The sequence below is a fragment of the Bradyrhizobium sp. AZCC 1693 genome (genome assembly GCF_036924745.1).
GTDB lineage: Bacteria > Pseudomonadota > Alphaproteobacteria > Rhizobiales > Xanthobacteraceae > Bradyrhizobium.
Genome location: NZ_JAZHSD010000001.1, coordinates 3,441,778 through 3,454,110, shown reverse-complemented (window position 1 = coordinate 3,454,110; position 12,333 = coordinate 3,441,778). Strand labels below are relative to the sequence as shown.

General features: G+C 63.0%; 11 protein-coding genes. 1 reads left to right on the top strand and 10 read right to left on the bottom strand.

Annotated features, from left to right (window positions below):
- Nucleotides 1–363: 363 nt before the first annotated feature.
- From V1293_RS16435 to V1293_RS16420, 4 genes are read right to left on the bottom strand one after another with little or no spacing between them, the layout of a single operon-like run.
- Entirely contained in the window at nucleotides 364–1,554 is a 1,191-nt protein-coding gene (locus V1293_RS16435) for an ABC transporter permease (protein WP_334510943.1), read from the bottom strand.
- A 2-nt stretch (nucleotides 1,555–1,556) separates the two neighbouring features.
- Nucleotides 1,557–2,717 (bottom strand): ABC transporter permease, encoded by a 1,161-nt coding sequence (locus V1293_RS16430; RefSeq protein WP_334510942.1) that lies wholly within the window; start codon nucleotides 2,715–2,717, stop codon nucleotides 1,557–1,559.
- Nucleotides 2,714–3,394 (bottom strand): ABC transporter ATP-binding protein, encoded by a 681-nt coding sequence (locus V1293_RS16425; protein ID WP_334516746.1) that lies wholly within the window; start codon nucleotides 3,392–3,394, stop codon nucleotides 2,714–2,716. The genes V1293_RS16430 and V1293_RS16425 overlap by 4 nt, the downstream gene beginning before the upstream one ends.
- Before the next feature lie 49 nt (nucleotides 3,395–3,443).
- Complete coding sequence (locus tag V1293_RS16420; protein WP_334510941.1) at nucleotides 3,444–4,511, bottom strand: efflux RND transporter periplasmic adaptor subunit; 1,068 nt, start codon at nucleotides 4,509–4,511, stop codon at nucleotides 3,444–3,446.
- Between the two features lie 374 nt (nucleotides 4,512–4,885).
- On the opposite strand from V1293_RS16420, the gene V1293_RS16415 reads away from it, so the two are divergent.
- The gene (locus tag V1293_RS16415; protein WP_334506553.1) at nucleotides 4,886–6,202 is read left to right on the top strand and encodes an ISNCY family transposase; all 1,317 of its coding nucleotides are present in this window, start codon (nucleotides 4,886–4,888) and stop codon (nucleotides 6,200–6,202) included.
- A 313-nt stretch (nucleotides 6,203–6,515) separates the two neighbouring features.
- On the opposite strand, the gene V1293_RS16410 is transcribed toward V1293_RS16415, so the two are convergent.
- The 6 genes from V1293_RS16410 to V1293_RS16385 form a co-directional block, all read right to left on the bottom strand.
- The gene (locus V1293_RS16410) at nucleotides 6,516–6,947 is read right to left on the bottom strand and encodes a hypothetical protein (RefSeq protein ID WP_334510940.1); all 432 of its coding nucleotides are present in this window, start codon (nucleotides 6,945–6,947) and stop codon (nucleotides 6,516–6,518) included.
- Nucleotides 6,944–7,918 (bottom strand): acyl-CoA desaturase, encoded by a 975-nt coding sequence (locus V1293_RS16405; RefSeq protein ID WP_334510939.1) that lies wholly within the window; start codon nucleotides 7,916–7,918, stop codon nucleotides 6,944–6,946. Before V1293_RS16405 ends, V1293_RS16410 begins: the two co-directional genes overlap by 4 nt.
- A 224-nt stretch (nucleotides 7,919–8,142) precedes the next feature.
- Complete coding sequence (locus V1293_RS16400; protein WP_334510938.1) at nucleotides 8,143–9,156, bottom strand: zinc-dependent alcohol dehydrogenase family protein; 1,014 nt, start codon at nucleotides 9,154–9,156, stop codon at nucleotides 8,143–8,145.
- 73 nt (nucleotides 9,157–9,229) lie between these two features.
- The gene (locus V1293_RS16395) at nucleotides 9,230–9,856 is read right to left on the bottom strand and encodes an FMN-dependent NADH-azoreductase (RefSeq protein ID WP_334510937.1); all 627 of its coding nucleotides are present in this window, start codon (nucleotides 9,854–9,856) and stop codon (nucleotides 9,230–9,232) included.
- A gap of 13 nt (nucleotides 9,857–9,869) precedes the next feature.
- Complete coding sequence (locus tag V1293_RS16390; protein WP_334510936.1) at nucleotides 9,870–11,447, bottom strand: isochorismatase family protein; 1,578 nt, start codon at nucleotides 11,445–11,447, stop codon at nucleotides 9,870–9,872.
- 20 nt (nucleotides 11,448–11,467) lie between these two features.
- Nucleotides 11,468–12,316, bottom strand: coding sequence for an MBL fold metallo-hydrolase (locus V1293_RS16385; RefSeq protein WP_334510935.1), 849 nt, complete (start codon nucleotides 12,314–12,316; stop codon nucleotides 11,468–11,470).
- Between the last annotated feature and the right edge of the window lie 17 nt (nucleotides 12,317–12,333).

Sequence of the window (12,333 nt, the reverse complement as noted above, 5' to 3'; positions counted from 1 at the left end):
ATCCGCGATTTCGTGAATTTCTTGGTGTGAAGCAGCGACTTACCTGCGACGCTCTGCGCTCTCTCGACGTTGTCGCTGCGAACGCAGGGACGACCGTGGGAAAAGGCGAGAACCTATCAACTTGTCGCCCCTGCGAACGCAGGGGCCCATACGCCGCGGCCGTCGAAATGGGCAGGAGGGGAGACGGCTTTGCTTCAACTCACAACAATAGTCGACGCAGGGCGTCTGCGACCGCGCTTCCTCGATCGATCACGCGGTATGGGTCCCTGCGTTCGCAGGGACGACCAAGAATGTGCCGCGCGCTCGTTTCGAAATTCAAACAGCGATAACCACTGGCGCGTTTGTTCGATGAGAGCGTGAATCTCAGTTCGCGTACAGGCCCTCGACGATCGGCAGCCGCGCGGCCCGCAGGGCCGGAAACAATCCGCCGATCAGGCCGACGATCAGCGCAAGCACAACACCCTCGGCGATCAGCCAGGGACTGAGCTTGAAGTCGAACACCACCTGCGTGAAGTTTCCGCCAAGGGTCGAGGCCGTGACGCCGTCGAAAATCAGGTAGGTGGCGGCGGCGCCTAAGAACCCGCCGATGACGGCGAGCAGCAGCGATTCGGCGAGCGTTCCGACAAACGCGGGGAAGCCGCCGAAGCCGATGGCGCGCAGCGTCGCGATTTCCGTCGCGCGGGCTGCGACCGACGAATACATCGTGTTGAGCGCGCCGGCGACCGCGCCCAGCGCCATCGCGATCGCCAAGGGCCAGCCGAGCTTCTGAATCAGGTCGGAGGTCTGCGAGGCCTGTTCGGCGAAGTAGGCGGCTTCGGATTTGACATCGAGCTTCAGCCGCGGATCGTTGTCGCTGTAGCTCTTGAGCTCGTTCAGTGCGGCCGGCCCGGTGAGGCGCGCGCGCACGGTCTGCACGATGTTGTTGCGGTTGAACAGGCTCTGCACCACGTTGAGATCGGCCCAGATTTCGGATTCGAACACGCTGCCTCCCGCCTCGAACACGCCGACGACGGTCCAGCGCGTGGCGCCGAACGCCACGGTAGAGCCGATGTCGAATCCTTCGAACTCCCGCAGCAGCGCTTTACCGACCACCACCTCGTTGCTGCCGCGGTTGAACATGCGGCCTGCGGTGATGACGATGTCCTTGCGTAGCGCGCTGCCCTGTTCGCCGATCCCGCGCAGCGGCAGGTTGGCCTTGGTCTTGGTCGAACGCTTGATGCCGTCGACCACGAGATAGAGTTCCGGCGAGATCAGGGGTTTGCCGTCGCTGCCGCGGGCGACGCCGGGACCATCCTCGATCAGCCGCACCTGGTCGCGACTCACCGTGCTGTTGATTTCGGCCTGCGAGCCGGCCCGCAGCACGATCGCGATGTCATCGGCGCCGGATCCCGCAATGGTGCGCTGGAAGCCATTGGCCATCGCCAGGAAGGCGAGCAGCACGATCACCACCAGCGCGATCGCGATCACCGTCGAGAGCGAGAGCCAGCGCCGCTGCGCAATGCTCTTGAGATTGATGGCGGTGACCGCCGCGACTTGAAGCCAAAGCGAACGCATGCCTATCCCCGTCCGAGCGCGGTTGCAATTCTGAGCCGCATGGCGTTGAGCGCCGGAATGATCCCCGTAATAAGCCCAAGTGCGATCATCAGCGCCAATCCTTGCAGGATGATCGTCGGCGATACCGAAAAGGCGGGCGCGACGCTGGCGAGGCTGTTGCGAAGCGCCATTGCGATCAGCGCTGCAATCGCCAGGCCAGGAATTCCGCCGAGCAGCGCCAGCAGCACGGATTCGCCGAGCACCATGCCCAGGATCCGCGGACCCGAAAAGCCGAGCGTCTTCAGCACGCCGATCTCGCGGGTGCGCTCCCGGATCGACAGCGCCATGGTATTGCCGACGATCATCAGGATGGTGACGAAAGCCGCGCCGACGACCAGCAATACGATCAGCGCGATGTTGCCGAACTGCGCGGCAAACGCCTTGCCGAACGCCTTTTCGGTGTCGGTCGAGGTCTCGGCGGTGGAATTGGCGAACATCGCGTCGATCGCCTTTGCCACCCGATCGTTGTTTTCGGGCGAGGTCGTCTGAAGGATCATCCAGCCGATGGTGTCCTTGCCGAAACTGCGGGTCTCGTCGAAATAGGGGTACTGGAACAGCAGGAAGTTGGTGTCGATGTGCTCAGCCTTGCCCTTGACGATGCCGGCAATGGTGAGGTCCCAGGTGTGGCCGCCGCTCTTCTGGCTGAAGATGTTGCTCTGAATGGGAATGCGGTCGCCGATTTTCCAGCCCCACTTTTGCGCCAGCTTTTCGCCGACCACGGCGCTGCCGCGGTCACGCGCGAACGCCTGAAGCTGGTCGGGCGGAACCTCGAATTCGCTGCGATAGACGTCGAAATAGGTGCTCGGCTCGATCGCGAGCGCCATGATGAAGTTCTTCGGGTCCTGATAATAGCCGCCGAACCAGTTTGCGAAAGTCACCTGCCGCACCCCCTCCACCGCCCGCACACGGTTGAAATAGGCGATCGGCATCGGCTGGGTGAAGTTGATCTTGTTGACGGTGATCATCCGGTCCGCGGCGGCGGCATCCTCGCCGGCGGTGAAGGCGCGGTAAAATCCGGCGAGCACGCCGAAGATCATGAAGGCGATCAGGATCGACACGATCATCAGGCTGGCGCGCAATTTGCGGCGGAACAGGTTTTTCCGGACCAGGTCGAAATCGTTCACGCGGCAAGCTCCCGTTCGACGAAGCGACCCTTGTCGAGATGCAGGACACGCTTGGCATAGTTCGCCGCGGCAGGGTCATGGGTAACCATCACGATGGTCTTGCCGAGATCGCCATTGAGCAGTTGCAGGATCGAAAGAATTTCGTCGGCGGATTGCCGGTCGAGATCGCCGGTCGGTTCGTCGCACAATAACAGGTTCGGATCCGAGACGATCGCGCGCGCAATCGCAACGCGCTGCTGCTGGCCGCCCGACATTTCACGCGGACGATGCTTGATGCGGTCGGCGAGCCCGACCACGGAAAGCGCGGTGTGAACGCGATCGGCGCGCTCCTTGCGGTTCAATTTGGTGAGCAACAGCGGCAGTTCGACGTTCTGCGCCGCGGTCAGCATCGGCATCAGGTTGTAGAACTGGAAGATGAAGCCGATATTGGCAGCGCGCCAGGCGGCGAGTTCGCCCTCGGAGAGGCCGTCGATGCGGTGATCCGCAACTGCGATCTCGCCGGCGTCGGCGCGATCGATGCCCCCGAGCAGGTTGAGCAGCGTCGTCTTGCCCGAACCGGACGGACCCATGACCGCAATGAAATCGCCACGGGGGATCGCCAGGTCGAGGTGATCGAAAATCGAGATCGTTTCCTTGCCCTTGGTGAAACGCTTAGCTACGCCCGTAAGGCGAACCATCGGATGCTCGGCTGTCACGCTTGTCTCCTCCAGGGATTTCGGCTGGATGCTAGTTCGCGGCGGTGGTTTCAGTGGCGCCCTTTGCCTTGGCGTCGGCCAGGAAGTTCACCTTCACCGCCATGTCGGGCAGGATGCGCGGGTCCTTCTTGTCGAAGCGGATGCGCACCTTCACGGTGGCCTTCTCGCGGTTCGCAGTCGGCACGATGGCAATCACCGAGGCCGGAATGGTCCAGTCCGGATAGGCATCCAGCATCGCGTTCACGGCGCCGCCGGGAGCGACGCGGCCGATGAAGGCTTCGTTGACGTCGACCTCGATTTCGATCGAATCCATGTCGACGATGGTGCAGATGCCGGTGCGGGTGTAGCCGCCGACCGACATCGGTGAAATCATCTCGCCCGGCTGCGCGCTACGGTCGATGACGACGCCGGCAAACGGCGCCCGGATTTGATGCTTGTCGAGCATCGAGGCGCTGCGCTTGGCGTCGATCTTGGCGGTCTCGAATTGCGACTGCGCCTGGCGCAATTGCGCGCTGAGCACGCCGACCCGGGCCTGCGCCTTGGTCAGATCGGCCTCGGTCGCGAAATTCTTCTGCGAGAGCGTTTGCACCCGCGTCATGATCCGGGTCGCGTCCTCCAGATCGGCGGTGATCGCGGCGATCGCGGCATCGGCCGTCTCGACGCGCGAGCGGGCCAGTTCATAATCCCTTTCGGCAAGCACGCTATCGAGCCGCGCGACGACCTGACCCTCGGTCACCGTCATGCCTTCGTCGATGAAGACCTCGACCACTTTTCCAGTGATCTCGGCCGCAACGGTTGCCTTGCGGCGCGCCACCACATAGCCGGAGGCCGCCAGACTGCCGGCCGCCTTGCCATTCGCTGCAGGCTGCTGAGGCTGCGGCGTCTGCGGTTGTGAGGAGGTCTGCGCTACGGTCTGCGGTGCGGTCTCCTTGGGCGGGTCCTGCCTTCGGAACTCGAAGGCGGCAAAGGCGGCGAATCCGACCACGCAGGCGACAATGGCGACCGAAATCGGCAGCCAGCGGCTACCCGACCGCTCCGCCTTGCTGGCGCTGCGATCGATCGTCAGCGATCTCAGCAATTTGCTCTTGTCTTCAGTCATTATTCATTTCCATCCGGCTGCTCGCTGCGGTTCCCGCGCCGGCGGCCTTGTTCTCGCGCTGGTTGTCTCGCTCACAGCCGGTCTACATCTCTCGCCAAGGAAGGGGCGGACCCTCAGCTTCCGGCGAGGCGGCGACCCAGCTCGGTTGCAAATCCCGTTCAGCTCTCGCGAGCGCCAGGCGGCGCCCGTTTTTCGACGAGGCGAATAGCGGGAATTTAAAGCTTAATGGCGGCAGAAGCAATTGCTGGAACCAGCAAGTGTCAGTAGCGCGTGATCTGTCGTGTGTTTGTAGCTCGTGAAGTGTCGTGTTTTTGGTGCCCTGGAACAAAGGGGGCACGATGGGCACGGCATCCATTCACGAGGGTGTACGACGGATGCGGTTTTCGGATTTGCTGGATCGGACGGAGGCGAAGGAACTGACGCAGGTGGCCGCGGCTGAGCTTCTCGGGATCAACGTGCGGACGTTTCAACGTTGGGCGGAACGCTATGAGGCGGAGGGCGATGACGGGCTTGTCGACCTCCGTATGGGGCGGCGATCGCCGCGGCGCGCGCCGGAGGAAGAGCTTGAGCGGATGCTGGGGCTGTTCCGGGACAGGTACGCGGACTTCACGGTGAAGCACTTCCACGAGCAGCTGCAAAAGCGGCATGGCTATGTGCTTGGCTACACGGTGACGAAGCTGGCCTTGCACGCGGCGGGCTTGGTGCGGAAGGCGCCGAAGCGTTCGGCGCACCGCAAGAAGCGTCCGCGCCGGCCGCTTCCGGGCATGCTGCTGCATCAGGACGGGTCGCGCCACGCCTGGATCGAAGGTCTGCCGGCGATGGACCTGATCGTCACGCTGGACGATGCGACGAGCGAGATCTACTCGATGTTTCTGGTCGAGGAAGAAGGCACGGCGTCGACGTTCCAGGCCTTGGGCGAAGTGATTGGCGGGCGCGGCCTGTTCTGCGCGCTCTACACCGATCGCGGCAGCCATTATTTCTACACCCCGAAGGCTGGCGAGAAGGTCTCGAAGACGCAACAAACCCAGGTGGGACGGGCTTTATCGCATCTTGGGATCGAGCATATCGCAGCCTATTCGCCGGAGGCGCGCGGGCGCTCCGAGCGGATGTTCGGCACGCTGCAGGGCCGGCTGCCGAAGGACCTGCGGCTCGCCGGGATCAGGACGGTCGAAGCCGCCAATGCGTGGCTGAGGGCGCATTACATGGCCGAGCATAACGCGGCGTTTGCGATCAAGGCCGAACAGCCGGGCACGGCGTTCGTCGCCGATCGCCACGAGGCTTGGCGCGAAGCGCTGTGCGTGATCGAAGACCGAACCGTCGCCAACGACAATACGATCGCATGGAACGGTCGGCGGCTGCAGCTGCCGGAGAGCCGGCTCAGGCCCCACTTCGTCAAAGCCCTGGTGCGGGTCCATGAGTATCCCGATGGCACCGCGAGCGTGTTCCTTGGCCCGCACCGATTGGCGACGTTTGCCGCCGACGGACACCAGATCAGCCCCGACGCGCCTCAGCCTGGCAGCGTGCTCGGAGCCGTCAAGGACAAGCCCTTGCGGGCGCGCAAGCGCGCGTCCTTGACCGCCCCTGCGCGCGCCGCCGTCGAGATAGCGCGGGTCGGGGCGGAGAAACGGGCTTCAAGTCGAACAAAGAAACCGACCAGGAGGGCTAACCCGGCAGCAATATCCGTGGCATGACCAACCCGGAGGAAACCGTCCACGCCTTCCGGCTCCTCCGAAACTCAACAACGAAGGCGACAGATCACGAGCTACAAAAATACGACAACTTCACCCGCTACGGACATTGCTGGAACCAGCAAGAGTTGCATGTGACCAGATGCCGCCATTTTTGGTATGCCGTGGTTCATCCGATCGCGATCGCCACTTTGCCGAAATGCGCGCCGCTCTGTCAGGCAACGGCGATCCAGGCGGCCGCGCACAGTGCTGACCGAATTCGCAGTGGCTGTCGTCACGCGTGCACGAGTCGCTGGTCAGGATGGTGCGGGTTCGATCACAGGGTTTCTGCAGGAGGCGTGACGACTTTCGCCCGCAACGCTGCGAGCGGCTTGTCGAGGTCGAGTTCGGAGCCATAGAGACTCGTCGAGGTGAGACCCGACCTGAACGCCAGCGCGGTTCGCCGTGGGGCCCACATGAAACCCATCAGCGCCAGGGGCAGGCAGAACAGCGTCGCAGCCCAATGGCGGTAGCGTCCGGCGGCAAACTCCCAGGCCGCCATCTGCATCTCTCCCGTCATCGTGCAGGGATAGCCGGTGAGAATGTGGTGAAGGTCGTGCCGTGTGACGGCGTCTCGCCGCCATTTCCAGTTTGGAAATTCAATCGACGCCGGGCCTATCCTGCAAATCCATGTCGCAGCGCGTGCCGGGTCAGCCTCCATGCCATTCGCCGCATAATAAGCGGCGAGGGCCTCGGCGGCCGTGGTCACGATCGGATTCCAGAAATTTCTGCCTGGCCGGGCGCGCAGATTGAAAGCGAGCGGGCGTGTACCGGGCTTATTCCAGGGCGCGGCGGCAGCTCAGCGGGCACCTGAACATTCCACGCCAAGCCAAGGGCGCGCAGCAGCCTCACGAACTCCCAGCCGAGATCGATCTGGCCGGGATAGAGACCGTGCCGCGCAGAGCCCGGAAAGGCGTGGTGGTTATTGTGCCAGCTCTCTCCCATCGTCGGAATGGCCATCAACGACACGTTATGGGCTTGCACCACCGCGCCGTCGACGGTCCAGTCTTGCTCTCCCTGCGTGTGCGCGAAATGGGATATTCCCCAATGCATCGTCGTGCAGGCTGCGACGCGTACAAAGACGCCCCACACCACAAACGGCCACCCGCCCAGCCAATACAAAACGAGAGCGATCGGAATCTGCTGCAACATCCAGGTGCGATCGAGGAACCGATAGAAGGGATCGTCGCCAATTCCTGGGCCGGGATCGAAACCTGGAGGGCGCTTCAGAACCAGGCGGCCATGGAGATAGAGCAGGCCATCCAGCCAGAAGCCTGCCCGGTGCGCGAGGAATGGATGACAATCGGCCTGGCGCTGTGCCCAATCACGGCTGTCGTGCACGCGAATGGTCCACAACGGCCCACCCATGCCTACCGCCGTACCGAGCCAGACCAGCGTCCGCTCCAGCCATTTGGGACACTCGAAGCTGCGGTGAATGAGGCGCCGGTGGAAGCCGACGGAGTGGCCGGCGCAAAGCGTGATACCGGCTGTGATCAGAAAGACAGCCAAGGCGCTCCACGAAAATGTAAGTGGACCGAGGACGATGGCCCCAAGCAGCATTGCGCCATTCCACAAAGAGCGCGGCGCATCCCAAACAACCGTGCCCTCGACAGGCGACGCCGTATCCAGATTGGTTAGAGAATTGACTTTGTAAAAATCGTGCTGCTCCTCGCTCATCATTTCAGTCTTTCCTGATACCAAGAAAAATTGGTGTGACGGCTTCGCCGATCCTTTCCTACTGGGGAAGCATGAACAAAACGTGAAAACGAACGGCGCATAGTCGCAGGATTGATTCGTCACCTCCCGGGAAATTCTGCAAGGTACACGTTCGTGCCGTCTACTGATGTCCCACTTGGGCAACGCGCCGTCTTCACGGGCCCTTCGGATTGGACGCTGATCGCACTTCAGTCGATCTCGATCGCCACCTTCCCGAAATGCGCGCCGCTCTCCATGTGTGCAAACGCGTCCCTGGCTTGATCGAAACGGAACGTTCTGTCGATCACCGGCTTCATCCGATTGGCCGCGATGCCATCCACCATCGCCTTGAGATCCTCGACCGATCCGACGGTGACACCCTGCAGCCGCTGCTGCTGCATGACCATCAATGGCAGCCGCGAGTTGGACGGGGGCGGGCCGGCGAGCACGCCGATAAAGGCGATGGTGCCGCCGATCCTGGTCGCCCTGATCGATTCGTTCAGCGTCCCGACCCCGCCCACCTCGACGACAAGGTCGACGCCATGGCCGCTCCACTCGCGGGCCTTCTTTCCCCAGTCGGGTGTCGCCTTGTAGTTCAATGTATGGTCGGCGCCGAGCTTCTTGAGACGTTCGATCTTGGCGTCGCTGGACGAGGTTGCGATGACGCGCGCGCCGCACATTTTTGCAAACTGAAGTGCAAAGAGGGATACCCCGCCGGTGCCTTGTGTCAGAACGGTCTGGCCAGGTTTAATGCCACCGAGCTTGACGACCGCGCTCCAGGCCGTGACCCCGGCGCAGGGAAGCGCGGCGGCTTCGATGTCGCTGAGGTGCTCCGGCGTTCTGACCAGCGCGTGCTTTGGAAAGATCCGATACTCCGAGAGCACGCCGTCCACTGAGCCGCCGAGGGCCGAACGCATCTTCGCTTCGCTCGGTTCGCCGCCGATCCAGCTTTCGAAGAAACTGCCGATGACGCGATCGCCGGCTGCGAATTCCCGCACGCCCGGACCGACCCGCTCGATCACGCCCGCACCGTCCGAAACCGGCACAAGCGGAAATTTCTGACGCGAACCGTAACCGCCCTTGACGGTGAGAAGATCGCGATAGTTCAGCGTTGCCGCCCTGAGCCGAACGAGCACCTCGCCCACACCGGGCTCCGGCACAGGCTTGTCGACGAGGGCAAGTCCATCGATTCCGTTCGGTCCCTGCAGCTCGTAGCACTTCAACGGGGTTCTCCTTCGGCCCAGCCGGGTAAGCGCGATATTGCCGCAAATGTTTAGGTTTGGCCAAGCCTATCGATCAGAATCGCGCGGCCATCTCGGCCAGCCGCCGATGCGCGCCTTCGCGTGCGGTGCGGATCGGATCGAGCGGTCCGGTGGTCGGTCCGATCGGCACGAAACGCACGTCGCTGACGCCGATGAAGCGAAGCGCCTCGCGCAGATAGGGGGTCGCCATATCGATGCGGCCGCGATTCATGCCGGTGATGAAATCGCTGCCGCTCGCCAGGATGACGACCGTCGGCCGGTCCTGGAACAGCGGCAGATACCCTTGCGCCGAATCGTAGCGGAACGCCAGCCCGGGCTGCGTGATGACGTCGATCCATTGCTTCAGCTTGTAGGGAATGCCAAAATTCCACATCGGCGTCGAAATCAGCACGCGGTCAGCGAGCGCGAACCGGAGCGCGATGCGCTCAGTGACCGCAAACGCATCGCGCTGCGAATCCGTGAACGCCCGCCCGCCGATGCGGGCATATTTGGCCTCCAGGACATAACCCTCGAATTCCGGCAGGTGATCCCGCCACAGGTTCATCACGTCGATGTCCCAGTCCGGCCGCGCCTGGCGGAAGCGGTCAATGAAGACCCGCGCGCCGGCGGAGGATTCCGAGTCCGTGCGCGGCGAACAGCTCAGGTGAAAGAGTTTTGGCATGGCCGGGCTCTGTTCATCCCAGTCCCCTGAGCACCGCATCCGCGCTGGTGACGACGGCAACGTTCTGCATCGCAAAGTTGATGGAGGCGTTGTGCCAGTCGGCGTTCATGGTCGAGCAGCAGTCTTCCGGGACGATCATGAAGTAGCCCTTGTCGGCGCCGGTGCGGGCGGTGTGTTCGACCGACATGTTGGTCCAGGCGCCGGTGTTGATGAGCATGTCGCGGCCAGTCGCCTTGAGGATGGTCTCCAGCCTTGTGCCCTCCCAGGCGCTCATGCGCATTTTCTCGACGATGAAATCGCCGGCGCGCGGCTCGAGCCCCGGAACCGGGGCCGCGCCCCAGCTTCCGCGCACCATCGCGCCGCTATCGACCAGTCCCTCGAACAGCGGCGCATTGAGCGTGACACCGGGCGCACCCGGCTCGACGATGAACCAGACATGGATGATGACGATGCCGCGCGCCCGCGCCGCTTCGGCGAGGCGGCGGACATTGTCAACCACCCGTTGCTGGCGCGCATGGCCGGGAGAGCCGGAATCGGCGAATGCGCCGCCTTCCATGATCACGTCGTTCTGCAAATCCTGAATGATCATCGCGCAGCGTCGCGGATCGAGCTGCATGTCGTCACCGGCGAGTTGGGGAGAGACAGGCCGGGCCGATCCGGTCTCGGGACCGGTCGAAGCCCGGCCGCTCATATAGGGTTCGTGGCGCGGACCGGCCTTGACCGGGATCGCATAGACCGAATGGGTGGCGGTCAGATAGAGCGTGCGAAAATCAGCGCCGCCCCAGGCGAGATTGGCGACGAGTTCGGGAACGCGGACCTTGCCGAGCAACTCGCCGGCGGGAGAGTAGACCCAGACGCCGCCGGGCGCCGTGACCCAGACATTGCCGCGCTGATCGCATTTCATGCCGTCCGGCAGGCCGGGCTCGAGCTCGGAGCGAATGCCGCTGGCGAAGACGCGCGCATTGGCGAGCGAACCATCGGCTTCGACGTCGAAGACGCGGATCAGCGCCTGCGTGGTGTCGTTGACATATAGCAGGCGCTCGTCTGGCGAGAAGCAGAGGCCGTTGGGCTGGTCGAACAGATGGCGGTCGACGACGAGTTTCGGCGGGCCGCCGCCCGGCGGGATGCGGTAGACGCCCTGAAAGCCAAGCTGGCGCGGCCGCTCGACGCCGTAGACCGGCATGCGGCCATACCAGGGATCGCTGAAATAGATCGCGCCGCTCGAATGCACACAGACATCGTTCGGGCTGTTGAGCTCCTGATTTTCGTAGTGCGAAGCAATCACCTCGCGCCTTCCATCGGGGCGCTCGCGGATCAATGACGAGGTGGCGTGTTCGCAGACGATCAGGTTGAGCTCTGCGTCATAGGTCATGCCGTTGCATTTGTTCGAAGGACGCTTGACCTCGACGACGCCGCGCTTGGCATCCCATCGCCGGCGCACATCGCCGGGCATATCCGAAAACAGCAGATAGTGATGCACCGGATGCCAGATCGGGCCCTCCGTAAAATCAAAACCGGTGCCGACCTGGCCGACGGGCGCGTAGGGGTCGATCAGGGTTTCGAATTCCGGGCGCAGCGTGACATGCGTCATCGGTCGGTCCTTTTCTCGCGTCAGGCCGGGAACCAGTTGCGCTGAGGCAGGCTCTGAACCACCGGTCCCGGTACCTGGTCGTGCAGCCGGCCGACCACGATGCCGCCTTCGACTTTGGCCGGGCGGTCGTGGACCGGGAGCAGGTAGCGCGAATTGCTGAGGAGTTTTTTGATCGCGGCCTTTTCCGCCCGCTTGCTGGTGCCGTGATTGCCTGTGGTGCGCGGCTCGGCGTCGTGAATCTCGTTGAAGGGCGTGACGATCTGGTCGTTAATGTCGTAGATCACGTCGCCGCAAATGGTGGCGATGCCGTCGGCGGTATGAACGTGGATGTTCATCGAGCCTTCGGTGTGGGCGTTGGCGGCCTCGCAATAAACGCCCGGCATCAGTTCGATCGGACCGGTCACCTCAAGATCGAGGAAGCGCAGCGCGCTCCTGGTGTGCAGGCGGTCGATCAGATGCTTGATATCGGGCGCCGGATATTGCGGATGCATCAATCCGGAAACGGAATATTCCAGCTCCTTGCGGTTGAGCACGACCGTCGTGTTCATCGGAAACAAATCGTCCTTGCCGGCGTGGTCGATATGCAGATGGGTGTGACAGACATAGCGGACGTCGCCCATCCGCACGCCGTGGCGCGCGAGCTGGTTCTCGATCATGTTCTCATGGAACTGAAGCCCGCGCATGCCCAGCGTTTCCATGATCTGGTTGGAGCGATAACCGGTGTCGACCACGACCGGATAGGGACCGCCGACGATCAGGAAGCCCAGCGTCAGGACACGGCGGGTCCGGCCGCAATCGCGGCCAAGCACGAGAAAGCTCGATTCCAGTTCGATATCTCCATAGTCCAAAATCTTGATTTCAAGCGGCATGTGTCTGTCTCCCCGAA